The 23,454-nt window shown below is 61.6% G+C and carries 23 protein-coding genes; 7 read left to right on the top strand and 16 right to left on the bottom strand.

The window, feature by feature from the left end; genetic code table 11:
• Positions 1-2 precede the first annotated feature (2 nt).
• The gene (locus ABIB91_RS35350; RefSeq protein ID WP_007592953.1) at positions 3-1,235 is read right to left on the bottom strand and encodes an HlyD family secretion protein; all 1,233 of its coding nucleotides are present in this window, start codon (positions 1,233-1,235) and stop codon (positions 3-5) included.
• Positions 1,228-1,638, bottom strand: a complete 411-nt coding sequence (locus ABIB91_RS35345) for a hypothetical protein (protein ID WP_007592955.1) — start codon at positions 1,636-1,638, stop codon at positions 1,228-1,230. The genes ABIB91_RS35350 and ABIB91_RS35345 overlap by 8 nt, the downstream gene beginning before the upstream one ends.
• 181 nt (positions 1,639-1,819) lie before the next feature.
• Between ABIB91_RS35345 and ABIB91_RS35340 the strand changes: the two genes are divergently transcribed.
• Positions 1,820-2,272, top strand: coding sequence for a hypothetical protein (locus ABIB91_RS35340; RefSeq protein ID WP_219684383.1), 453 nt, complete (start codon positions 1,820-1,822; stop codon positions 2,270-2,272).
• Positions 2,273-2,308: 36 nt separating this feature from the next.
• Complete coding sequence (ppk2, locus tag ABIB91_RS35335) at positions 2,309-3,109, top strand: polyphosphate kinase 2 (protein WP_007592959.1); 801 nt, start codon at positions 2,309-2,311, stop codon at positions 3,107-3,109.
• Between the two features lie 85 nt (positions 3,110-3,194).
• On the opposite strand, the gene ABIB91_RS35330 is transcribed toward ppk2, so the two are convergent.
• The 6 genes from ABIB91_RS35330 to ABIB91_RS35305 form a co-directional block, all read right to left on the bottom strand.
• The gene (locus tag ABIB91_RS35330) at positions 3,195-3,659 is read right to left on the bottom strand and encodes a hypothetical protein (protein ID WP_007592964.1); all 465 of its coding nucleotides are present in this window, start codon (positions 3,657-3,659) and stop codon (positions 3,195-3,197) included.
• Between the two features lie 160 nt (positions 3,660-3,819).
• Entirely contained in the window at positions 3,820-4,257 is a 438-nt protein-coding gene (locus tag ABIB91_RS35325; protein ID WP_007592965.1) for a hypothetical protein, read from the bottom strand.
• Positions 4,258-4,288: 31 nt separating this feature from the next.
• Positions 4,289-5,989 carry an aspartate:alanine exchanger family transporter gene (locus ABIB91_RS35320; RefSeq protein ID WP_354171351.1) on the bottom strand — a complete coding sequence of 567 codons (1,701 nt, stop codon included), beginning with the start codon at positions 5,987-5,989 and terminating at the stop codon, positions 4,289-4,291.
• 14 nt (positions 5,990-6,003) lie between these two features.
• On the bottom strand, positions 6,004-8,757 hold the full coding sequence (locus ABIB91_RS35315) for a decarboxylase (RefSeq protein WP_354171353.1): 2,754 nt from the start codon (positions 8,755-8,757) through the stop codon (positions 6,004-6,006).
• Positions 8,758-8,963: 206 nt separating this feature from the next.
• Complete coding sequence (locus ABIB91_RS35310) at positions 8,964-10,670, bottom strand: SulP family inorganic anion transporter (protein WP_354171355.1); 1,707 nt, start codon at positions 10,668-10,670, stop codon at positions 8,964-8,966.
• Entirely contained in the window at positions 10,670-11,344 is a 675-nt protein-coding gene (locus ABIB91_RS35305; protein ID WP_354171358.1) for a YoaK family protein, read from the bottom strand. Before ABIB91_RS35305 ends, ABIB91_RS35310 begins: the two co-directional genes overlap by 1 nt.
• A gap of 123 nt (positions 11,345-11,467) precedes the next feature.
• On the opposite strand from ABIB91_RS35305, the gene aspT reads away from it, so the two are divergent.
• The 3 genes from aspT to ABIB91_RS35290 are packed head-to-tail and all read left to right on the top strand — an operon-like array spanning position 11,468 to position 14,694.
• Positions 11,468-13,156: an aspartate-alanine antiporter gene (aspT, locus tag ABIB91_RS35300; RefSeq protein ID WP_354171360.1), complete on the top strand. Its 1,689-nt coding sequence runs from the start codon at positions 11,468-11,470 to the stop codon at positions 13,154-13,156.
• A 44-nt stretch (positions 13,157-13,200) separates the two neighbouring features.
• Positions 13,201-14,055, top strand: a complete 855-nt coding sequence (locus tag ABIB91_RS35295; RefSeq protein ID WP_502917063.1) for an alpha/beta hydrolase family protein — start codon at positions 13,201-13,203, stop codon at positions 14,053-14,055.
• Between the two features lie 27 nt (positions 14,056-14,082).
• Complete coding sequence (locus ABIB91_RS35290) at positions 14,083-14,694, top strand: invasion associated locus B family protein (protein ID WP_354171362.1); 612 nt, start codon at positions 14,083-14,085, stop codon at positions 14,692-14,694.
• Positions 14,695-14,706: 12 nt separating this feature from the next.
• Here ABIB91_RS35290 and ABIB91_RS35285 read toward each other — a convergent pair whose 3' ends face one another.
• Positions 14,707-15,081, bottom strand: coding sequence for a response regulator (locus ABIB91_RS35285; RefSeq protein WP_354127605.1), 375 nt, complete (start codon positions 15,079-15,081; stop codon positions 14,707-14,709).
• A gap of 197 nt (positions 15,082-15,278) precedes the next feature.
• On the bottom strand, positions 15,279-15,902 hold the full coding sequence (locus ABIB91_RS35280; RefSeq protein WP_354171365.1) for a response regulator transcription factor: 624 nt from the start codon (positions 15,900-15,902) through the stop codon (positions 15,279-15,281).
• 318 nt (positions 15,903-16,220) lie between these two features.
• On the opposite strand from ABIB91_RS35280, the gene ABIB91_RS35275 reads away from it, so the two are divergent.
• Positions 16,221-16,904 carry a helix-turn-helix domain-containing protein gene (locus ABIB91_RS35275; RefSeq protein ID WP_007592978.1) on the top strand — a complete coding sequence of 228 codons (684 nt, stop codon included), beginning with the start codon at positions 16,221-16,223 and terminating at the stop codon, positions 16,902-16,904.
• Here ABIB91_RS35275 and ABIB91_RS35270 read toward each other — a convergent pair.
• The 4 genes from ABIB91_RS35270 to ABIB91_RS35255 form a co-directional block, all read right to left on the bottom strand.
• Entirely contained in the window at positions 16,882-17,340 is a 459-nt protein-coding gene (locus ABIB91_RS35270; RefSeq protein WP_354127603.1) for a potassium channel family protein, read from the bottom strand. The two genes, ABIB91_RS35275 and ABIB91_RS35270, sit on opposite strands and share 23 nt — an antisense overlap.
• A 103-nt stretch (positions 17,341-17,443) precedes the next feature.
• Positions 17,444-18,652 carry an acetate/propionate family kinase gene (locus tag ABIB91_RS35265; RefSeq protein WP_354171368.1) on the bottom strand — a complete coding sequence of 403 codons (1,209 nt, stop codon included), beginning with the start codon at positions 18,650-18,652 and terminating at the stop codon, positions 17,444-17,446.
• Between the two features lie 152 nt (positions 18,653-18,804).
• Positions 18,805-19,920 carry an AI-2E family transporter gene (locus tag ABIB91_RS35260; RefSeq protein WP_007592983.1) on the bottom strand — a complete coding sequence of 372 codons (1,116 nt, stop codon included), beginning with the start codon at positions 19,918-19,920 and terminating at the stop codon, positions 18,805-18,807.
• Positions 19,921-20,003: 83 nt separating this feature from the next.
• Positions 20,004-20,849: an HD domain-containing protein gene (locus tag ABIB91_RS35255; protein ID WP_219684394.1), complete on the bottom strand. Its 846-nt coding sequence runs from the start codon at positions 20,847-20,849 to the stop codon at positions 20,004-20,006.
• A gap of 308 nt (positions 20,850-21,157) precedes the next feature.
• On the opposite strand from ABIB91_RS35255, the gene ABIB91_RS35250 reads away from it, so the two are divergent.
• The gene (locus ABIB91_RS35250; RefSeq protein WP_354171371.1) at positions 21,158-21,655 is read left to right on the top strand and encodes a hypothetical protein; all 498 of its coding nucleotides are present in this window, start codon (positions 21,158-21,160) and stop codon (positions 21,653-21,655) included.
• 314 nt (positions 21,656-21,969) lie between these two features.
• Here ABIB91_RS35250 and ABIB91_RS35245 read toward each other — a convergent pair whose 3' ends face one another.
• Both ABIB91_RS35245 and ABIB91_RS35240 read right to left on the bottom strand, forming a co-directional pair.
• Positions 21,970-22,725, bottom strand: coding sequence for an outer membrane protein (locus ABIB91_RS35245; protein WP_007592988.1), 756 nt, complete (start codon positions 22,723-22,725; stop codon positions 21,970-21,972).
• A 172-nt stretch (positions 22,726-22,897) separates the two neighbouring features.
• Positions 22,898-23,173 (bottom strand): hypothetical protein, encoded by a 276-nt coding sequence (locus ABIB91_RS35240; protein WP_007592990.1) that lies wholly within the window; start codon positions 23,171-23,173, stop codon positions 22,898-22,900.
• Positions 23,174-23,454 lie beyond the last annotated feature (281 nt).

The raw sequence follows: 23,454 nt of genomic DNA, 5'->3' as shown, positions 1-23,454 counted from the left end.
GGTCAGTGCCCGCTGAGCACCAGCGTCTTGATCGGCAGCAGCAGCGCCTGAATTCGCAAGAGCATGGCGTGCACGAGGCCGACACCATCGACGACGTGCAAGGCAATTGCCCGGCCTGTACCGGTCTCCTTGGCCGAGATCTCCTCGTGATTGCTGGTGTAGGCATTGACGATGCAACTGCTGCCCGGCGTCACGCCGTCGAGGCCGCCCTTGTACAGCGGCTCCAGGAAGGCGAGTATCGAACCCGGCTTACGTGCATTCTGAGCTTCAATCAATTCCTGGCCAGCCTGCACCTGGCCGGCGGCGATGTAATCCTGCACATCGGTGACAAGGAGCGGAATGATCACCCATGGCTTGGAGATGCAGGTCGCTTCTGCGACCATCCCTACCTTCACCACCCCCGCTTCAATCTGTCCAAACCCGGCCTGCAGCCTACCCCTGCCGGCATCCGCCGGTATCAACACGCCGGCGGGGCGCATGATCTGGGCAACGAGATCGCCCGTCCGAACGAGGAACTGCTCGACCCGACCGTCGACGCCGGCGCGAACGAAGGTCTTGTCGAGATCGACCTGCGCTTCAGCCAACGCCGCCTGGCCGCTGGCTTTTTCAGCCGGCAACAGCGTTGAAAGCCGCAACATCGCCGACGTCTTGGACGCGGTGGCCGAGTCCACACCAGCCTGCCGCTGGTTGACCACGACCTGTAATTTCTCGATATCGCGTTGCGGGACGATACCGGGATTGCGGCGCTGCAGCTCCGTCTTGACGTCCAGCTCGTCCTTGGCCTGCTGAAGGCTGGCCTTGGCTTCCTGGATCTGCGCTTCGGCCTTGACCACGTCGTTTTCGGCGCTTGTCATCGCGGCGTCGACCTCGGCGATCTTGCGGGTGGCCGTCTCCAAGGCGGCCTTCTGCTTCGAACTGTCCAACCTGAACAGCACGTCGCCCTTCTTCACTGCCTCGCTGTAGCCGACATTGACTTCCGCGACGCGGCCGGAGCCTTCAGGCAGGATCGGGACTGTCCGAAAATAGAGCGCGGCCGAGGTCGTTGACGGGTGAAAGTAGAAGATCATCGTGATCAGCGAAATCGTCAGCATCAAGCAGCCGGTGATACCCCATCGCAATTCGTACCAGATGGAAAAGAAGGTGATTTCCTTGCCGAACCGTTTGCCTTGGGCATAACGTCGGTAGAGGTAGTCCGGCAGGATGGTCAGGATGGAGCAGAACATGAGCTCAAACATGGCTGTGTTCCTTTCCCTTGACGATCGGCTTTTCAACCGGCGGCAAGCTGGGGAGTTCTGGCTCGCGACCCTCGCCGGGCGCGGCGTCAGCGATCCTCTCAACCGAGCCTGCGATACTCCGCAGCGGCGTGCCGAAATCTGGCAAGTCGATCATCGCGAGCAGAAGGCCGGCCACCCAGAAAATGTGCATGTGCGTAAAGAGCGAGATGATGCCCAGCACGGCCACGATCTCGAACTGCAGCTTCTGCGACTTGTGCGCCATTCGTTCGGGCAGGCTGTGCAGCTTCCAATAAAGCGTGCCAACCCAGAGTACGGTGCCGATCAGGAAGATCCCCATCACCACCATCAGCACGTCCGTGCCGCTTCCCGGCGCGAGGTAGAACGGCAGATGATGCGGGGCCATCGGATGAAGTTGCTCGCTCAATGGTCGCCTCCACGGAAGGGATCAGGGCGGTCTGCGCGCCGGCTCGTTACCGTGGCCGCGCAGGTGGGAAAATTGCTTGATATGAATCAAAGGTCCGAACGGCGCGAAACCTAGCTTAGCCCTGACGCCGACCCCACAGCAAGCCAGGAACGCCCCAATCATGCCCGGCATCGATGAGCTCATTCCCAACGCACTGCAAATTCGCAAGGAAGCTGCGCTCGAGGAAGCCAGAAAGGCCGAGGAATATGTTCGCCTCGCCGCCGCGGCCGAAGCCGAGAAACGCGCTCTGATCGAACGGCTGAGCAAACCGTCCGGCAAATCCGAGGAGGAGAAAATCAAGCTCGCCTCGACCATCATCCAGCGCGCGGTTCGCAACGGCCTGACCGAAGTGCAGGTCTATCGCTTCCCGAACACCCTGTGCACCGACAAGGGCCGCGCAATCAACCAGATGGAGGCGGGCTGGGAGAAAACGCTGACCGGAATTCCAAAAGAGATCTTCGAACTCTGGACCGAATACCTCAAGCCTCGCGGCTATCGCATCGGCTATCAGGTCATCGATTTTCCTGGCGGCGTGCCCGGCGACATCGGCGTCATCATTTCCTGGGGCGACTGATCACGTTTCGGCCGAGTTAAGAGAAGGCGGAGCGGCATGGCAAAGGACGAAGCCTCAGAGCGGATGAAGCGCAAGGACTACGAGAAGGAGCTCGAAAAGCTCCAGATCGAGCTTTGCCATCTCCAGGATTATGTGAGGGAAAACAAGCTTCGAGTCATCGTCCTGTTCGAAGGCCGCGACGCGGCCGGCAAGGGCGGCACGATCAAGGCGATCACAGAAAAGGTCAGCCCGCGCGTGTTTCGCGTGGTGGCGCTGCCTGCGCCATCGGATCGCGAAAAGACCCAGCTTTTCTTCCAGCGCTACATGAAGCAGTTTCCGGCCGGGGGCGAGATCGTGATCTTCGACCGCAGCTGGTACAATCGCGCCGGCGTCGAATATGTCATGGGATTCTGCTCGCCCGCCGAGCACGATCGTTTCCTGTCGCTCTGCCCGCAGATGGAAAAGTACGCCATCGACGGCGGCATCATCCTGATCAAGATCTGGCTCGAGGTCGGGATGGAGGAGCAGGAGCGCCGCTTCAACGCCCGCATCGACGATCCGGTGCGGCAATGGAAGCTGAGCCCGATGGACCTCGAATCCTTCAAGCGCTGGTATGATTATTCGCGCGCGCGCGACCTGATGCTCAAGAAAACGAACACGAAGGACGCGCCTTGGTACATCATTCGTTCCGATGACAAGCGGCGGGCGCGGCTGAACTGTATCGCGCACATCCTGGAGGCTATCCCGCACAAGCGGATCAAGAAGGACAAGGTGAAGCTGCCGAAGCGCTCCGACAAAGGACGCTACAATGACCAAGCGGTCCTGCGCGGGATGAACTTCGTCGCCGAACGTTATTGACGAGGTGATCGAACGCACTGCCGGTGCGGTCTGATCCTTGACCGCGCTGCTGACGGTCCGCTGGGTCCGTCAGCAGCGCATTCTTTCAATACGGGTACTGGTTGGGACAGACCCAGTTGCCGTACGTGTCCTGATAACAACCGTTGTTGTTGTTGTAGTATCCGTAGGCGCCCGCGGCGGCCGCACCGACGGCAGCAGCGCCGTAAGCCGCGCCTCGATAGCCATATCGCGGATAGCCTCCGGGATAACCGGCGACGGGACGGCCGGGACGGCCCGCAACGGGGTAACCGGGGCGACCCGGACGACCGGCGATGGGATGGCTTGGCCGCGGACCTCCTGCGTAATGGCGTCCGCCTCCGCCATGGATCCGCCCCGCGTGAACGGCGCCGCCACGATAGCCACCGCCATGAAAACCTCCGGCGCGCATGCCCCCTCCACCTCCGCGATAGCCACCACCGCCACCTCCGCGGCGGGCATAGGCATCATCGGGAATGAGCATTGCCGTGAGAAGAACGACGGCCGCAACAAGAGCCAGAAGATAACGAAGCATGGCATGTCCTCCCTCGATATGGGTACCGTGATCCGCTTTTCGACGATGCCTCGCGAAACGCGGCTGGCATCCGAACCTGGCGCTGATTTGCCGCCGCTTCCCTGACTTACGTGCATGAGAGAAGCAGCCGTCATTCAGCTAGAGCGGCGCGAGTGCCGCTCTACCGCTTCAAAGCTATCGTCACGCCCCCCACAGCGGCCGACAGCTCCGCACCGACCTTCGGTCCGCTAAGCTGCAGAATCACGCCGTTGCCGTTTTGGAGCTGAACGGCACCTGCGCCGGCAGCGATAGCACCGCCCGCACCGCCGACAGCGTAGGAGCCTTCGATCGACTCCGGCCCCCTCAGGTTGAGGGCGCGACCGACCAGCTTGGTGGTCGAAGCGCCGATCGTGAAGCCGACGCTCATACCCGAGACGGTGAAGGGATATTTGTGGCCGCGATACAGCAGAACGCCCTCGCCGCCACCGACGCCAACGATGAAACCGCCCTTGGTGAAGACAACGGCGACCTGGCCGGTCTCTGCCCGCGACGGCGTGCTGAAGCCGGCGACGCCTGCCAGCGAAGCGACCAGGGCGGCATAGATAGCGACTTTTCTCATGAGTCTTATTTCCTCTGGTTGTGACGCCGAGCTATTGAGCCAGGATCATTGCGAAGTAGCCGAACACGGTGAGCAGAATGCCGGACACCGCGTACCCGACCGGGAACCCAATCCAGGGCACGGAGCTCTGGATTTCCACCGCGGCCTCACGGCACGGCCCGGAGTGAGATCGCGCACCGGCAACGCCGCCCATCAACACGGCCGGGTTGATCTTGAAGACGTGGAAGCCGATCGCCCAGACGATGAACGGCGGAATCGTGCAGGCAATGAAGCCGGCGACGAAGATCTTCAACGCGACCGCACCCGTGAGCTGCGCCAACAACCCGGCGCCGGCATTGATGCCGACGATGGCGACGAAGACCACGAGGCCGAGATCCTCCAGCACGTTGCGCGCCGCGTTCGGCGTATTGCCGAAGAAGCGCAGTCGCGAGACCAGCGATGAGACGATCACGCCGGACAGCAACAGACCGCCGGCATTGCCGAGGCCGATCTTGGCGCCGAAGGCCGGAAATTCGATCATGCCGATCAGGAAGCCGATGATCATGCCTGAGGCGAGCGTCAACAGATCGGTCGAGGTGTTGGTCCGCGCAATGCGTCCCCACATGTCGCCGAGCTCGTTGACAGCCGACTTGATGCCGACCACCGAGACGATGTCCATCCGCTGCAACTCGGTCTTGAGACCGGCCGGAATCTGCACGCCGCCACGTTCCACCTTGGTGACCTGCAGCTGGCCGGCGATGGCCGTATCGCGGAAGGATTCAAAGGTCCGTCCGGCCATCTCCTTGTTGGTGACGAGGATGTCTGCCTGATCCATGGGAATACCGAGTGCCTTGGCGTCGGCAACCTCCGGACCGAGCAGGCCCATCTTGTCGGTGAGATGCTCGGTCGAGCCGCCGAGCGCGACGACGTCGCCCTTTTGCAGAACGAGTTCGGGGTCGGCACCCAGCGGTTCTCCTCGGCGCGCCACATTGACGATGCGGTATTCGGGATTCATCGTGCGGAATTTGGCAATGCTCATGCCGACCTGGGCCGGATTATCGAGCCGGTAGGCACGCAGGCCGAACTGCCGGTAACCGGTCAGGCCACCACCCTCGAGGTCCTTGACGCCAAACTCCTGCTCGTACTGCTTGGCTGCGGCCTTGGCGTCGACGCCCCACCAGCGCGGCAGATATTTGCAGATTAGGATGATGCCAACGGTGCCCCAGATATAAGTGATGCCGTAGGACAGCGCGATCATGCCCGACGCGTCTTCGGGCTTCATGCCTTCGGGAAGCTTCACGACGCCCGAGGTGATCGCCTGCTCAGCCGAGCCAATCGCGGCCGACATGGTCTGCGATCCCGCCAGCATGCCGCCGGCAGCGCCGATCGGCAGCGCAAAGAGCTTCGAAAGCATAACGACAAGCGCAAGACCGAGAACGCTCGACACCAGCGCCAGGATGCAGAACTTGAGACCATCGCCCTTCAGGCTGTTGATGAAGGACGGTCCCACACGTAAGCCGACGCCATACATGAACAAATAGTAGAACAGGCTCTTGGCGAACGCGTTCAGCTCAAGCTTCACGCCGTAGACCGACGCCCAAACCGAAAGGGCTGCGCCCACCACGATGGCGCCGGCGACCATGCCGAGGCCGTAACCCTTGATGCTGGCCCGGCCGATCCAGACGGCGAGCCCAACGACGAAGAACAGCAACAGAAACGGGTTCTGCTGCAAGAACGTGAAAAAGCTCTGCATATCCGTCCCCTTTATTACGATGCCGCCTTCAGCTTCGGCGCGGCGCCGGGCTTGGGCCGCCCAATCTTCGCCAGGGCTTCGGCACGTACGAGCTTCAGCCCTTCCTTGGCGTCGTAGCCGTGGATTTCCTTCACATCGAGCTTGCGCATGAAGTCGATGGTTTCCTGGGTGATGACCTGCCCCGGCACCATGATCGGGAAGCCCGGCGGATACGGGATCACGAAACTGGCGGAGACGAGGTCGGGACCGGCCTTGAGACGACGGTCGATCTCGGAATCGCCGAGCCGGATATATTCGCATCCCGCTGCGTCATAGGCCGAGTAGAAGCCGCTACGAATGTCGCCCTCGTTGGTCCTGGTGCCGGCATCGCCACGGAAACTGTCGTGGAACTGCGAGAAGTTCGGCAAGTCGGGCACATCGGTCATCAGGCTCTTGACGCGCGCCTCGAAGGTCTTCTTCGCATTGGCGCCGCCCTGAACCAACCCGCGGTCGACCTCTCCCGCGATCTCGGCCAGCACCCTCACCAGATGCGCGACGTCGCTGCGGGTATTGTTGATGTTGGACTGGAACAACACAGAATTGCGCGATGTCTTGTTGATCTGGATGTTGTAGTCGTTGGCCAGGATGCCCTTGAACTGCGTACCGTCGTAGCCGGCGGTGCCGCAGACCAACGTCATCCGGGTCGGGTCGAGGCAGAACTCGTCGTCGTCCAGGCTCTTCAGGACGCTCGCCCAGTTCATGCCTGTTGCGAGATAGTCGGTGAAGCCGCTCTGGCGATATTGCGCCGGCACCATCGCGTCCGCACCGAGAATCCGGAAGTATTTCGAGATCAGCGGATTGCTGTTGACCGCTTTGCGGATCGCGAACGCAATTTCGATCGCGTTGGCGACGAGACCGTAGCCCTCAAGCTCCATCTGGCGCCGCGAGACATCGAGGCTGGCGATGAGCTGCTGGTTCGGGCTGGTCGACGCGTGCGTGAACACCGCCTCCTTGAACTGCTGCTCGACGGTGTGGAATTCGACGTCCTTGACCGACAGCATCGAGCCCTGCCGGATCGCCGACATCGACTTGTGGGTCGAGTTGGTCTGGTAGACGCGCAGGCGGATCTGACGCGGATCCGGGATCAGACGAGTCTTGAGCAGCACCTCGTCCGAGGGGGTCTTGCCGAGGTCGGCCTGCTGCTTCTCGTAAGCCGCGACCGATTTCGGATCATGCATCCAGGTCTCGATCTCGTTGGCGGCGCCCATCGCGGTCCGTCGCCGCAGGAACGGAGAGAAGCGCGCGAAGCCGAACCAGGCTTCGTCCCACAGGAAGATCAAATCCGGCTTGATCGCGAGACATTCCTCCATCACCCGGCGGGTGTTGTAGATGTGGCCGTCGAAGGTGCAGTTGGTCAGGTCAAGCATCTTGACGCGGTCCAGGCGGCCGTCGGCTCTGGCATTCAGCAGGGCCTGCTTGATGGTCTTCAGCGGCACCGCGCCATACATCGAATATTCGGTCATCGGGAACGCTTCGACGTAGATGGGCTGAGCACCGGCCAGAACCATGCCGTAATGGTGCGACTTGTGGCAGTTACGATCCACGATCGCGATGTCGCCTGGCCCGAGCAGCGCCTGCACCGCCATCTTGTTGGATGTCGAGGTGCCGTTGGTCACGAAGAACACGCGATCGGCGCCGAGCGCGCGTGCCGCCTTATCTTGCGCTCTCTTGATGGTGCCCGTCGGCTCCAGCAAACTGTCGAGACCGCCGGTGGTCGCGCTGCTCTCGGCCAGGAACAGGTTCAGCCCGTAGAATTCGCCCATATCGCGGATCCAGTCCGACCTGAAGACAGATTTGCCGCGAGCGATCGGTAGCGCATGAAACGTCCCGATCGGGCGTTGCGCGTATTTCTTGAGATTGTCGAAGAACGGTGTGTCGAAGCGATCCTGGATCCCTTCGAGGATGGAGAGATGCAGCTCGAGGAGCTCTTCGATGGAGTAAAATATCCGCCGAACCACATTGGCTTCGGGGTTCCCCGCCATTGCCTCCACGTCGCGATTCGACATCAGGTAGATGTCGAGCTCGGGACGTACCCGCTTGATGACGTGCGCCAGCCGGAGCGCGGACGCGTCCGCCTCGTCATTGATGCCCGCGGCGGCGGTCATGGTGCGGAGTATCGGCGCATCGTGGCGCGAGCGCAGGCCGAACCCTTCGTTGATGACGACGGCGGCGATATTGGGGTTGAGCATCGTCGCGCAGAAGGCGTCTTCAAGACTACCGACGATCACCGGCTCATAGACGAAAGAATCGACCGGACGGCGCAACTTGCGCCATTCGGCGGCGAGCGCCGGCCAATGGTTGGACGAAAGGCCGGTGACGATCAGTGTCTCGAAATAGGGTCGATGGCCCTCATGCGATCCGAAAGTTGACGGCACAAGCTCGGGCGCATCACCGTTGCCGTCGTCCTTGGCATTCCAGTCGCCGGCAAGCTGGCGGAAAGATCTCGTCATCAACGCCTGCGTGATGCGCGTCGCGAGAGCAAGTGAACCCGCCGCATCCCCGGCCGAGGCCGCTTCCCGCAAAGCCGCCATCAACTGCAGCCCCGGATAGCCGTGAAACTCCTCTATCACGGAGAGATCCGCCAGCGCCGCATCGTACTTCGTGCGGTCACCGCCGCGCGCCCATGCCTTCGCTGCCTCCACCAGATCGCGCCAATCATCCGCCCGTCCGCCGGGCCCGGAAATGAACTGATCGATGCGCTTTTCTGCAGCCTTGGCGTCCTTGGGCATGTCTCTCTCCGGATCTTTTTGCGACGTCTCCGCCGGAGATCGTGATGCCCGCGCACCTCGGTCCATTGATCCAAGTCAAGGGTCGCGCCTCTTGAAGAGACCTGGAGTAATTTGCGGTGCGACATCGTCCAAGGCGCTGCCGCGTGACGGATCGAGGACGATGGTGAGATCGCATCAGAGACGACCGCCAATAAGTCGGGCGGATCCTATGGATTGGGATCAGATGATTGTCCGGCCATGCTTTCCCCGAGTACGCTGCCGACCGAACGAAGCCACGCCCCGCTGTCAGTCTTTTCCGCCAGTCCTTCAGCCCGCAGAAGATCGCGCAATTGCGCGTGCGCGCCAACGATGCGGAAGGTGATATTTCGGGAGGCGAGTTCGTCATAGAGATCATGCAACATGCGCGCGCCGGCCAGATCGATGTAGGGCGATGCCGACAGATCGCAGACAACCAGCTTGACGCCGACCGATAGCGGCAAGGTGCCTAACACTGTTTCCAGGATCGTTTCAGCATTGATGTAGAGCAGCGAGGCTTCGGGTCGAAACGCGATGATGCCGACCAGGGGCTCGACGCCTTCATGCCTCGCATTGTCGGAATAACGGCCGGTGCCGGGCAGCCGGCCGAGGAATGCGACATTCGGACGCGAGGCCCGCGCCAGCAGCAGCACGATCGATGCGACAGCCGCGAGCAGGACGCCTTGTAATATCCCCAGGAGCAGCACCGACACCAACGCGATTGCCGCAGCATAGAAGTCGATGCGGCTGACTTGCCACATCCGCACCAGCGCTCGGATGTCCACCAGCCTGTAGACGGCCGCAAAAACGATTGCGGCAAGTACTGCCTTGGGCAGATTCGTCAAGAGCCCCGTGAAGAACAGCAGGCATAGCGCGAGCGTCGCCGAGCAGATCACCAGGGCCAGCGGCGTGCGCGCTCCGGCATTGTCGTTGACGGCAGATTGCGACAACCCGCCGGCCACGGGATAGCCGTGGCCGAACGCGGTGACGAGGTTCGCCGCGCCGAGCCCCAAGAACTCCTGCCGGACATCGAGGGTATAGCCGTGCTTGGCAGCAAAGCTGCGGGCGGCGGAGACGCCTTCGATATAGGCCAGCAGCACGCATCCCGCAGCCAGCGGGAACAGTTCGTCCGGCTCCAATAGACCAAAGCTGGGTAATCCAAACGCCGGCAATCCCTCCGGAATTTTGCCGGTCACCGGCACGCCAAGCGACGGAAAACCAAGCAGTGTCGCCAGCATGATCGACAACGCCATGATCGTGAGCCCGACCGGCCTTCCCGGCAGCCGCCGTTCTCCCACCAGCAGGAACAAGAGCGCAATGGCTCCGATCGCCAGAACCAGCCAATTGATGCCGCCGAGCTGGCCGGCGAGCTTGATGGCGCGGTCGAAGAAATTGTGACCGCCTCCGGGGACGCCGAACAGGCTCGGCAACTGGCTCATCACGATGGTAAGTCCCGCGCCGGCCTTGAAGCCGACCAGGATACTGTCGCTCACCAGGCGGACGAGAACGCTGAGCTTGAACAACCAGGCAATCAGACAAAGCAGCGCCACTGCGCATGCGGCCAGGCTCGCGATCTCGGCGTATTTCGCCGCGTCTCCGCCGGCAAGTGCTCCGACAGTGGCCGCAATCATCAGTGAGATCGCGGAAGTCGGACCAATTGCAAGCTGGCGCGACGACCCGAGCAACGCGTAGCCGATGCCTCCGAGCATGTAGCCGTAGATGCCGATTTGGGGCGGTAGGCCCGCCAGCGTGGCATAGGCCAGCGACACCGGAATGGCGTAAGCCGCAAGCGTGATGCCGGCGATGGCGTCCGAACGCAGCCAGGCGCGGTGATACTGCGCCAGCCAGGTTGCGGGCGGAAACAGGAAGATCCAGTGCCATTTCCACCCGGAAGACATCAGAGCCTGCCCTCCTCGCTTGAGGCTTCGCAGAGCAACAGCACGACCAGCAGTGCGATCACGGGGAGACCGAGCGCCAGATTCGGGATTTGCTTGGTCGCGAAGGCGCCCACAGCCGCCCCGAGACCAAAGGAGACACATAGGGTGGCAAAAATGCCGGGGGGACGGAGCGCCCCATCGCCAGCGGCCGCAGTGAACAGGCCTTCAATTGCCTGCCGCATGTTACCCGTGATCATGACGGAGCTGTAGACCACGCCCTCCACCCTCGTGAAGACGGCGCTCTGCACGGCGGCGACGAATGAAATGCCAAGCGTTCCCGCAAGATCCGGCAAGCGATTGTGTAGGACGGCGATAGCGACCAGCAGGAGGATTTCGATCAGCGTGCTGATCGCGCTAGCGCGCTTTCCGGTTACCCGGCGCAGCCATGACGCGACGACGATACCAACCGCGAACGCAAGGATCGGTGGGACGAAGTGGAGCGCTTTCGTCCAGTCGCCGATCGAGCCATAGACCCACAGCAGCACGAGATTTGCCGTCTGGGCATTGGCCATCACGCCGTGGATGATCCACGTATAGGCGTCGAGATAGCCGCCCGCGAAGGCCAGCAGCAGCGCGATTGGCACCGTTTCGTCGCGGCGTATCGACGAAGCAACGGCGGTATCCATCGTGCTCATGTCCCCACGTCAAGTCCTGCGGCTCAACAGGGAGCGGCTTAACCCCGGCAGGGGTTGATCTGAATCAAGCATCGCCGGATTTGACGAACCAGATTTAGCGCAAATCGCTGGAGGGCCTGCACCATGAGCACGGTCAGATGGATCATCTCCGCCGCGCCGGAAATCTTTCTGCTGCTGTCGGTCGCGCTCGGCACCATTCTTGGCCGCGTCCGGATTCACGGTTTTTCGATCGGTACCACCGCGTGCACGCTCATCGTTGCCGTCCTGATCGGGCAGCTCGGCACCTTCACGTTTCCCTCCCTGTTGAGGGTCATTCTCTTCAGCCTGTTCGTGTTCACGATCGGCTACCGGTCGGGGCCCGAGTTCTTTGCCTCGCTGAGCATCCGGACCCTGGCTCAGGTCGCCCTCGCGCTCGTGCTTGGTGGCACCGGCCTCGTCATCGTTCTCATATTCGCCCATGTATTCGCGCTCGGTCCCGGCACCGCTTCCGGTCTTGCTGCGGGAGCCCTGACACAGTCGTCGGTCATCGGCACCGCGTCTGGGGCACTATCCCAGCTCGGACTGGCCAAAGAGGTGCTGCAGCAGCAGGACGCCAATATCGCCGCCGGGTACGCCGTCACCTACGTGCTCGGCTATATCCTCACGCTCCTGTACGTGCCGTTCGTCGCGCCGAAATTGATGCGGATCGATTTGAAAGCGGAAGCTGCAAAGCTCGAGGCGGAGCTGTCGGGTGGCAACCCGCCACAGACCGAAAATCTGCATTATCGAAAGTTCCAGGCGCGCGCGTACCGGGTGTCGGCAGCGGCGGGCCGGACCGTCGGCGCCGTCGAAGACCAGATCGGCAGCCGCAGCGTGATCGAGCGGATCGTGCGCCAGGGCGCTGACGTCGAACCGCATCGCGACACCGTTCTTGAAGCGAACGACGACATCGTTATCGCAGGCCGCACCGCCGCCATTGTCGCTGCAAAGCCGATTGTTGGCACAGAAATCGACGCCGACGAGATCCTGAAGGCTCTTCCAGGCAACGTGGTCGACGTCCTCGTCGACAATCGCAAGCTCCATGGCCGCTCCGTCAAGGACATGGCTGAACGCGTCGGCGACGCCGCGCGCGGCGTGTTCCTGCGCACCCTGACGCGGATGGGACGCGAGGTCCCGTTGAGTGCGGACACCCGCGTCTATGTCGGTGATGTCATGACGCTGGTCGGCAGCACCCGCAACATCGAGCGCGCCGCCTCGCAGGTTGGACAGATCCTGAGCTCCGAAGACCGCACCGACATCGCATTCCTTGCCGCAGGCATTGCCATAGGTCTGCTCGCCGGCCTCGCGAGCGTCAAGATCGGTTCAGTGCCTCTGACTCTGGGCGGCGGCGGCGGTGCCTTGATAGCGGGACTTTTCTGCGGCTGGCTGCGCTCGCGGCGGCCGACGATGGGCGCGATGCCGCCTGCAGCGCAGCAGACGCTGAGCGATCTCGGTCTTGGCGGCTTCATCGCCGCGATCGGGCTCGGGAACGGCCATGCGGCCTGGGTCGCGATCCAGTCGCACGGCATGCTGCTGGTCGGCATGGGCCTGGTCGTCACGCTGGTACCGCTGATCGTGACGACCCTGTTTGCCCATCGCGTGCTCCGCATGAACCCGGTCATCATTTGCGGCGCGCTGGCCGGCGCCATGACTGTCGACGCCGCGGTGACCGGGGCCTGCGAAGTTGCAGAAAGCCAGACGCCGGTGCTCGGCGTGGCCGTGCCTTACGCTGTTGGCAACGTCGTCCTGACCGTGCTTGGACCGATCATCGTGGCCAGCACTTTCGCCGGTTGAAGGAGGCGCGCGTGAATCTCCGCCATGCTTCAACAGCGACCTATCTGGCAGGAGCGCTGAGCATCTTGGCCTGCTTTCTTGCCCCTGTACGCGCCGACGACAATGCTCGGATCCAGGAAGAGGTCTGGGCCCTGCCGCTCCCGCTGCCGATGTTCGCCTATGTGGTGCGGCCGGTCGGCGACGGCCCCTTCCCGCTGGCGATCATGAACCATGGCGTGTCGCTCAAAGCGGTCGACCGAAGCTTTTTCCCGCTGGTGGAATTCCGCAATGCCGCGAAGTGGTTCGCCAGCCGCGGCTATTTCGTCGTAGCGCCGGTCGGAACCGGCTACGGCGCGGCCGCCATCGATATTCCCGAGCACGGTCTTTACGGGCCCTTCTTCTCCAAGGTCGGAAGCTGCACCAATCCGAACTTCCACGACGCCGGGCGTGCGGTGGCACAAGTCGATCTCTGGATCATCGACTACATGGTGGCCGAGAAGCGCGTTCTGCCGAAGGACGTGATCGTCATCGGACAGTCCGCAGGCGGCTGGGCTTCCATTGCGCTCTCGAGCGCAAACCCTCCGCAGGTCAAGGCGATCATCACCTTCGCCGCAGGACGCGGCGGCCGCGTCGATGGCAAACCCAATAACAATTGCGCACCGGACAAGCTGGTCGAAGCGACCGCCGATTTCGGCCGGACGTCGCGGGTGCCAATGCTGTGGTTCTATATCGAGAACGACACGTTCTTCGGCCCTGCCCTATCGAAGCGCATGCATGAGGCCTTCACCGCGGCCGGCGGCAGGGCCGAATATCATCTGATGCCGCCCTTCGGCGGCGAAGGACATTTCTTCATCGGCTCGCCCGACACGATCCCGATGTGGTCACCGCTCGTCGAACGATTTCTTGACGCGCAGAAATAGCCGCAGAGGCTGGCGTGGAGGTAGAACATGATTGACGCAACATCAATACCTTCGCCGGGCGGTACGCTCGTCTGGCTATCGATGTTGTTCGCGGCGGCTCTTGCCGGACCAGCTTCGGCGCAGAATGCAGTCGCGCCCAAGCCGGCTCCAGAGGCAAAGTCCGCCGAAATCGCGCCTCGCGGACAGCGCGAAGCCAAGGACATCACCTATGGCGAGTGGCGGAAGCTTTGCGTCAAGCCCGGCGGTGCGCCGACGCTGTGTCGGACCTCGATCACCGGCAAGTTTGCAACGGGCCAGATGGCGGTGCGCGTGGACCTGATCGAGCGCGACGGCGACCGCACTGCCCGGCTGCAAGTGTTTGTCCCCGTCGGGATGTATCTGCAACGGCCTGCCAAGCTGACCGTCGATCAGGGAAATTCCAGATCATTGCCCTACACCTGGTGCCTGACCAATACCTGTATCGCCGCAGACGCCGCCGATCCCAGGTTCATCGAGGACATGGAAGCCGGCAAGACTCTGGTGCTCGAGGTCACCGATTCCAACCTTCTGTCTCTGACGACATCGTTGCCGCTGGCACAGTTCGGCTCGGCTCACAACGGCGCGCCCGCACAGACTCTGGAGCAGGACATCGAGGAGTGAGCAGCGGCGGCTTCAGCCATGCTCGGCGCAGGCGCGTTCAATGGAGTCGATGAGTGCGCTTGCTGCAAAGGGCTTGGCCAGATAGGCGGCGCACCCGGACTGAATCGCGGCAGCCTGATTTGCCTGGCAGTCGTTGCCGGTAATATAGATGATCGGGACACTGGCACACTCGCTCGCGAGCCTGCCGCGGAGTGAGATACCCGACTCTCCGTTCAGATTGATATCCAGAACGATGCAGCACGCCTCTTCGATGCAGCCATAACGAAGCAGCGCAGCGGCGGAATCAAAGGCAACAGCATCAAAGCCGTGCTTTCGAAGCAGCCGCTCCAAGCTCCGGCGCATTGATAAATCATCATCCACGACGTAAATCGGCTTACGTGCAAACAATGGGCCCGTCTTTCTGATTGGAAACCTGGCACTCGCGTCGCAACGACGCTACGCGGCAAAGGTTCCTGCGCTAATCCGACGGCTAACGACGCCGGTATGTAGGCGGCCCAGGGCGAATTATGTCAATAACATTTCATATTGTCCCATCGTACAGGTCTGATCGCAGACCTGACGAAGCGCACGAAAACCGGCCTGCGTCACACCTTTGCCGAATCCAGAAGGCCGAGCCGCTCGGCAGCGGACACCAGTTCGGCAAACGATAGTACCTGCATCTTTGTCATCACTTGGTGGCGGTGCGCCTTCACCGTTCGTTCGGTCGTTCCAAGCTCGTAGGCGATCTGCTTGTTGATCTTCCCGCGCACGATGAGGTCGAAGACCTGTCGCTCGCGTCGCGATAGAGACCTCAAGCGAGAACGAAGCGGATCGAGCTTGCTCTGTTGGCTCCGCGCCACCTCCTGTTGAGCCATTGCCCGCTCAATCGCATCGATCAACTGTTCCGACGACACCGGTTTGGTCAGAAAATCCTCCGCGCCGGCCTTGATCGCACGGACCGTTGTCGCGGTATCCGCATGCCCGGTCAGAAAGACGATGGGCAGCGGCGAATGGCATTGGACGAGCGAGGCTTGCAACTCCGGCCCGCTCAGGCCCGGAAGCTGCACATCGAGCAAGATACATCCCGGATGGTCGGCCCCTGGCGGATCATCCAGCAGCTGCTGGGCAGACGCGTAGGTCACAACTTCATACCCAGCCAGTTTGAGCCGACGCTGAATCGCCATCCGAAAGGATGCGTCGTCGTCCACGACATATACGAAGCCGGACAAGTTTTTTCCCCTCGATGGGTACTTCAAATGCAGAAAGACCAGACGTGCCGTTGATGCCTAAGCAAAGCAGCCCAATTGGGATGCTGCAATCGGGAACGAAGCGTCCGTTTTCGGCATATTGCCGCACCATCTGACAGACACTCTGACGGGTTCTCAGTCAGCGCATCGAACCCCTCCTGTACCTTGGTACAATGCACCTACAGACAATGGTTGAAAACCCCAATTATCGCCTAAACAACCTTCGCGGGAAGCGGATTTTCGGCGGCTCCTTATTCCCGCGATGGAAATACCGCGTCACCATCAGTTCGGGAGTTGGCCATGTTCGTTCGCACCGCTGCCGACGCCTCCTCGCGGCTTCATTCGCTCCGCGAGCTAGGGTTAAACACCGATTCAAACCCGATCATCAGTTTAAACGAGTTTACCTATAAGAAGGGCTCCGAAGTCTACGGCGAAAAGGAGCCCGCAGAGTACGTCTATCAGGTGAAGAACGGCGCTGTGCGGAGCTACAAGCTGCTGTCGGACGGCCGCCGCCAGATCGGCGCATTTCATCTTGCGGGCGATATCTTCGGGCTGGAAAACGGCAGTGCGCACAGGTTCACGACGGAAGCGATCGTCGATACCACGGTTCGCCTGGTGAGGCGCCAAAGTCTCGAGCTGGTCGCGCAGGACGACGCCGTGGTGGCTCGCAACCTGCTGAGCATGACCACGACCAACCTTCAGCATGCGGAAGACCACATGCTGCTGCTCGGCCGCAAGACGTCGCTGGAGCGGGTCGCAGCCTTCCTGATCGAGATGGACAAGCGGCTGACAGCCGCCGGGATCATGGCGCTGCCGATGTCGCGGCGCGATATCGCCGACTATCTCGGATTAACGCTGGAAACCGTCTCCCGCGCATTATCGCGGTTGCATGAACTTGGTATCCTCGGCTTCGTCGGAAATACCCAGCGCCAGATCGTGCTGCTGGACCGGCTGAAGCTCGCTAGCCTCGATCTCCAGAACTAGACTTAGGCGCCGCAATCGCCGCGAGATGTTCAACCGTCTTGCGCAGGACCTCGAAAAGAACCGCGGTCGACCAACCAAACATCAGGATGCCGTTCATGGCGGTCATAGGTCCGGTCAGCCGCCAGCCCGCCACGGGCGTGATGTCCCCATAGCCGAGCGTGGTGTAGTTCACGAAGGTGAAATATAGCAGATCGCTTCCCGGAGGCGCCGCGCCGACCGCCGCATAGGCGAGCGCCCAAATGAGAACCTCGACGACGTGCGCGACCATCAAAATGACAGCAGTGATGACCATCACGGCCATCAGGTGCGACCGGGGCCGCGCCGTATGCTTCAATCCGGCGGTACGGGCGATGTCGATGGCCGCAACGGTCACCAGCGCGTGAATCATGATGTTGATCACGCTGATCAAGGTACCGAGCAGGAATTGAACCGCCAATACGCACTCCTGGTGCCGACATCGAAGAAGCCGTCCGATCCCGCAAGCGCCGACCACGGGACCCCGTTGACGCTTGACCGCAACCCCGATCAAGGGGAACCGATCACGACGCCCCCTTTGATGCTGTCGAGCCGCTGTTCATTAGCAGCGCCAACGTGTGTCTCGCGATCATAAGATCCACGTCGGACGGCAAGACGTAAACCGGAATGCGGCTCGCGGCAGACGATATCAACTGCGATTGCCGCGCGTTCTGCGCCACATCAAGCTTGACACCGAGCCATGCGAGCCGCTCCGCCACGCGCAAACGGATCGACGCGGAGCTTTCGCCGATCCCGGCGGTGAAGACGAACGCATCGAGCCCCTGCAACGCAGCTGCGAGCATACCAGCGTTAAGGCTGACCCAGTGAACGAAATAGTCGATCGCAAATTTCGCGTTGACGTCTTTACTTGCCTCGAGCTGACGCATATCGCAGCTGAGGCCCGAGAGGCCGTTCAGCCCGCAATCTCCCTGGAGAAGCTCCTGCACTCTGGATGCTGCCATTCCCTTCTCCGAAATGAGATAAAGCACAACTCCCGCGTCGATCTGCCCTGGTCGCGCTTCCATCGGCAGTTCGTCAATCGCGGTGAAGCCCATGGTGCTTTCGACGCTCCGCCCTCCATCGAGCGCGCACATTGATGCCCCGCTCTCGAGATGCGCGACGATCACGCGTCCCATCGCGATTTCCGGCGCAACCCTCAGCAAGGTCTTCGCGATGTATTCGTAGGAAAGGCCATGAAATCCATAGCGCGGTACGCCCTCTGCATGAAGCCCACGAGGGATCGCGTCGTGGTCGGCCACCGCAGCATGTGTTCGATGAAATGCGGTCTCGAAGCAGGCGACCTGCGGAAGCGTCGGGAAGTCAGCCAGGATCGCTCGAATGGGCGCCAGATTGTGCGGTAGATGAAGCGGCGCCAACGCCGTCAGTCCTTCCAGGCGAGCCAGCATCCCCTGATCAATCAGGACCGGCCGGTCATGCTCCGCACCGCCGTGAACGACGCGGTGCCCGACAGCGATGGGGCTGATATGAAGCTCATCCCGCAACCAGGCGCCTGCAATGTTCAGTGCGGCCGGAATATCCCGCACTGCTTCGATCGGATAGGCGCGATTGGCAAGCGGATCGCCACCGGCACTGCTCGCCTGCAGTCGCGGGCAACGTCCGATCCCGTCGATCCGCCCCTTGATCTGCTGCCGTAGGCTTCCTTCTCCTTCGACCGAATAAATACGGAATCTGAGGTGGGAAGAGCCGGCATTGATGACAAGAATGGTATCCATGGCGCTCACGTCGCACTCGTTGGAGCATGCCGAAGTCCTGCATCAATACCGGCGGCCACAGCAAGGGGACCAGGCGGGCCAGATATTTCCACCACGTTCCGACCTCGTTGTCGTATCGCTTTGCCTGAAAGGCTCAGTCGAATTGATATGCGTCAACGCTCGATCGCCAGTTTCGCCGGCACAGCACGTTCGGTACGAATCCAGGCCACCGTCAGCTCCCAGACCACAGATAGAATGATAGGTCCGATGAAGAGGCCGATGATCCCATGGAAGAGGGTTCCTCCGATCACCCCGATCAGGATCACGAGCGCCGGCGTGGTCAGGCCGCGGCCCATGACAAGCGGTTTCAGGATATTGTCGAGCACCGACACGATCACGAGAAACACCGTCAGCAGGAGCGCGATCGGAAATTCCTTGTCGGTCCAGATCCAGATGATAACCGGCAGGATGACGATGGTCCCGCCGATCTGCACGATCGACAGCAACAGCACCACGAAGGCAAGAAGGCCCGCGCTGGCGATGCCGGCGAGCTTGAAACCTATTCCCGCCAGCAAGGCTTGGATGATAGCAACGCCGATCACGCCTTGAGCCACCGCACGGATCGTGGCTCCCGCCAAGTCCAGAAAATGCTCGCTTTGGTCCGGCACGATGCGCGACAGAAAGCTGCGCCCTGCGGCCACGAGCTGAGGTCCATACGGAAACAGCACGCCGGCCACCGCCACCGACAGCAGAAACTTGACCGTTCCCACACCGGCATTGCCGGCAAACCCAAGCAAGGTGGTCGCGAATGGCTTCAAATAGGGCACGACCGCGCGCAAGAGCGACCGGAGGTTGGTCGTCGCCTGATCCCAGAGATCGAAGAGCTGAGGCCCGATGACTGGCCACTCCTTGAGCGACTGCGGCGGCGAAGGCACATGCAATTCACCGGCCGTCACCTGGGCGGCAAGATCGGTGATCCCGTCGACCGCGCCCATGCCCAGCCAGGTCGCCGGTCCGATCACCACAGCCAGGTTGACGAGCGTGAGAATCGTCGCCGCAAGCTTCGGCCGCCCACCGAGAATGTCGCTGAGGCGCCGAAAAACCGGGTTCAGCGCAGCAGCAAGCACGACACTCCAGGCCAATATGGGGATGAATGGACGGACCAGGAGGAGCGCCCAGACGAGCAGCAGCCCGAGCAATCCGAGCCGGATCAAAAGCTGGATGATCTCGTCTCCAGAGAATATCTGACGGAGTGTTTTCACGGACGCGCCTTCAGTCATGCCGCGCATGCTGAGGCGAACTAGCCCCTGCTCTCACGCCGCACGCTTGATCCAGATCAAGCGTCGAGCCTCTTCTAGGGCTGTGGTCCGGTCTAGGGCTGCGGTCCGGAGAGAGTCAGCTCACGCTCGGCCCGAAATACGTTGCCGTAGAGACTCGCTATCCATTGCCGGCCTCGAGACGTCACGTTGAGATAACGTATCGCCGGTTGGATCTGGGGAGCTACGTTACTCCAATAGAATTGTGGATATTTGTAAACGATGTCCGCTGGCGTCGCGTAGCCCAAGGTCTTGTTGAGTCCGATCTCCTCGAACTCGTAGAACAGCGCGTTGGACTTCTTCAGATAGTTGGGATCGCCGAGCTGACCGATGAGATCGGCGGCCCGCAACAGCAATCCCTCCTCTTCAATGAGGCTGTCATTCGAAGACATCGTGTAAGGAAACCGGGTATATTCGATCGCCCGAGCGACCCGATCGGCATCCACCTGCTCGACGGAATCCAACCGTTCCAGCACGAACAGTTTCGACCGATCGACATGGTATGGCGCGAGAGCCGCATCGGACGATCCTCGCGGCAGACGAACCGTGTTGCCGGTGACGTCCGCGATGAACAGATCGTCCTCATCGCCCTGAACGACGCCGCGGACGTATCCGATGTCGTGGGCAAGGCACGCCAGAATGAAATTCGCATAGTCGTTTGCCGTGGTGGGCCGGAGCAGCGCGCGGCCTGTCAGGATATCGTGCCCGGCAAGGGTCACGAGCAACGTATGCTCGATGTTGTGATAGAGAGCATCGCTGTTGCCGATGCACTCCATCGTGAGCTTGGCTGCAAATGGAAGCAATTCGGTCAGGCCGGCATGCGAGGCGCCGAACCGGTCCTTGGTTTCCGTCGTCAGAAACGCGCCCAGAGCTTGCGACACCAGTTCCGGAACTGTGATCATCAGGCCGCTCCACTATGCAAGTGTCGACGATATGCAGATCGAGCCGTTGCGATTAATGTTCGCTATATTCACAGGTTCTTCAAGCCCGCCGCGCTCTGCGACCTAAGGACGATCCATCTGGTGCCGCGCCTCGGGCAAGCGGGCCCGTGACCGGCCGGAGCCGCTCACGGCCTCCAAGCTCGCTCGTTGATTCAAATCAAGGCCAAGCCGGTAACGACCGCAAACATTTCATGTGCGCGGTCGTGCCGCCGGCGTGACGGAATTCTTCTCTCGCCGGTCAGTCGAGATTTAAACCAGTGGAGGATATGATGAGGTTCATCAAAGGAGCATTTCCAGCAATTCTTACTGTCGCGACCACCATGATTTCTGTAGCCGGAAGCGAAGCAGCGCCCTTGCCGACCAACGTCGGCGCCATGAGAGCCACGCTCGATAATGACGTGGTGAAAGTGCGCTACGGAGGCTGGGGTTATCGCGGCGGATGGGGCGGAGGCTACCGCGGAGCGGGATTGGGCTATCGTGGTTTGGGCTATCGCGGCGCCGGATATGGCTACAGAGGTTACGGATATCGAGGCTACCGTGGCTGGGGCGCCGGCGCGGTGGTTGCGGGCGCTGTCGTGGGTGGCGCGATCGCAAGCTCCGGCTACTATGGTGCATATCCCTCCTACGGCGGCGGATACTCCTCTTACGGCGGAGGATACGGCTATGAATATTGTCCGCCCAGTGCCTACAGCGCCTACGGTAGCTATGGCGGTTATGGCGGTTATGGCGGCTACTATGCGAGGCGGAGCTACTATTCCGGCTGGTAGATCTGCCCCGGATTTTCCAGAGCACGCGCTCTTGGTGCCCGGGCTCGTCTTCGCGAGTCCTAAATGCGCCAACGCGGCCGTATATTGCCAATATGTGGACTAGCCCGCGCATTGCGTCGCAAGACCGGGCGTCGTCTGGGAGTGCGTCCCGTCGCGCACGCTGCCGCACGAGAAGCAGTGCGGTCCGGCGCTCCGACCAACCGCGGCGGTCCGGTCGATCGCGCCGGCAGACGCTGACTGGCTTGCGCGATGAGACCACAAAAATGAGGGCCGACATGACTGCCGGCCCCCTGAAGACATCAGACCGGGAGAGTTCAGTACCTCGCGACGACCGGGTTGGCCCCTCCGAAGCGGTAGTTGAAGCGCACGGTGAGCATATCCACGTCCTGGGTGATCCGGTCGTTTACAAAAGCGGCAAGGCGCGGATCGGCGGCCGTGAACGAATTATTCCGATGCCCCATGAACAGATGGTCGTATTCGAGCCCCACCGACCAGTTCGGGGTGAAGCCATACTCGTATCCGACACCAATGACACCACCCCAGCGGGTTGCGCTTTGCGCCGCGAGCTCGGCGCCGGACGCAGTATCAAGCACGCTGAGACGATTGTCTGTTACCGCAGCGCCACCCTTCACGTAGAACAGTGACGCATTCCAGGCGTAGCCGATCTGGCCGGTGAAGAGGCCGATGGCGCTCGTTTTGGCGCGCGTGGAGAGCGCCGGATTGAACAGGCTGACGCGCTGGTTGCTGAGATCCGCCCAATCGCCCTGAGCCTCCAGACCAAACACCCACTGGCTGGCCTGCCAGCGATAACCGAGCTGGCCACCGATGACACCACCGGAACGATCGCGGCAGCCAGAGGCGACGGCGACTCCAGCCGCGTCAAGGAAATCGACGCAGTTGTGGTTCTGCGCCCAGCCACCATTGCCGCCGATGTAGAACCCCGTCCAATTGTAGATCGGAATGATCGGTGCCGGTGGAGGCGCCTTTACGGCCATATCGGCAGCCATGGCGGTCCCCGCCGTGCACAGCGCCACCAGACCAACGGTTGCTAGTAGAAGTCTTTTCATCATGCTCTCTCCTTGCCGGCCGCTTTTGATTGCCCGATCGGCGGCTTGTTGCACTGCAATCATCCCCCAACTTCCAGCTGAAACTCTACGGGCGACGCCACAAACTCCACGTGCCATAATGGCAACACTCAAGACATTTCGACGCGACATCGGCATGAGCACCAAGACATGCTGCCTATTTCTCCGGGTCGCGCTTGGCATCGTGGCCGGCAACCTCGTCGCCTCGGTCTTGCTCTATCCAGGACGGGATATCGCTCGAGGGAATCAGCCGTCGCGGCAAAAAGGGATTGAGCGTGCCTGCAAACACGATCAATCCCTCATTGAACTTCGCTCGCGCGAAAGCCCGCGCCTCGGCTTCGCTCTCGAATGTGCGTGTCTCCCGTGGACTTCGCCGCTTCGGCAAGGTCCCACGCTTGTGCACCTCGAATGTTACGTACCAGGTCTGCGGCATCCGCCAGCTTCCGGATCGCGATCAAGCAGACATCTGCCGGCGAACGATAATCGGTGAGGTCATGTCGGCGTCCTAATTGCGCCGCTCTTCACGGCGCTCCGTGCGCCCTGTATGCCTTTCCTGACGGCGTTCAGTCCGGCCCGCGCGCCGTTCCTGACGCCGCTCGTGGCGGGCTCCGCGCCTCTCCTGGCGTCGCTGCATGCCGATCGTCTGCGCCGGCGCTTCTGCTCCGAACAGGAACGTTCCGGAGGTCGCCAATCCGAGTACCGCGGCCCATCCGA

The sequence above is a fragment of the Bradyrhizobium sp. JR4.3 genome, assembly GCF_040547695.1.
GTDB classification, from domain to species: Bacteria; Pseudomonadota; Alphaproteobacteria; order Rhizobiales; family Xanthobacteraceae; genus Bradyrhizobium; species Bradyrhizobium canariense.
The sequence above is the reverse complement of the archived record's forward strand: the minus strand, read 5'-3'. Positions and strand labels throughout refer to the sequence as shown.